Here is a 273-nt window from a genome sequence, read left to right as displayed (position 1 = left end):
TAGGCGAGGCTCACCGACGCGCCAGGAGCCCACGCACGCACCGGCACGGACACCTGCTCACCCACTCGGCCCTCGAAAGGCTTGGTGTCCGGAACTGTGAGGGTGAAGAGTTGAACGAGGCCACGGTTATCGAGGCACTCGATCTGGAGAACCGGGCGGGTGGGGATCACCTCGCCGGTCTTCTTGTTGACGCCACCACCCAGGGTGGTGACTGCTCGAATGGTGCCGGTCAGCGTGAGCATCACAGGCTCCCTTGATCCAGGGCACCGGAAC

The 273-nt window shown here is 64.5% G+C and carries 1 protein-coding gene; it reads right to left on the bottom strand.

Going from position 1 to position 273, the window contains the following annotated elements; translation table 11 throughout:
* Nucleotides 1-242 (bottom strand): hypothetical protein (locus tag ABG80_RS11435; RefSeq protein WP_152987597.1); only part of this gene is annotated, 242 nt, incomplete at its 3' end.
* Between the last annotated feature and the right edge of the window lie 31 nt (nucleotides 243-273).

This window comes from Aquabacterium parvum, from assembly GCF_001447195.1.
Lineage (GTDB): Bacteria > Pseudomonadota > Gammaproteobacteria > Burkholderiales > Burkholderiaceae_C > Aquabacterium > Aquabacterium parvum.
The sequence above is the reverse complement of the archived record's forward strand: the minus strand, read 5'-3'. Positions and strand labels throughout refer to the sequence as shown.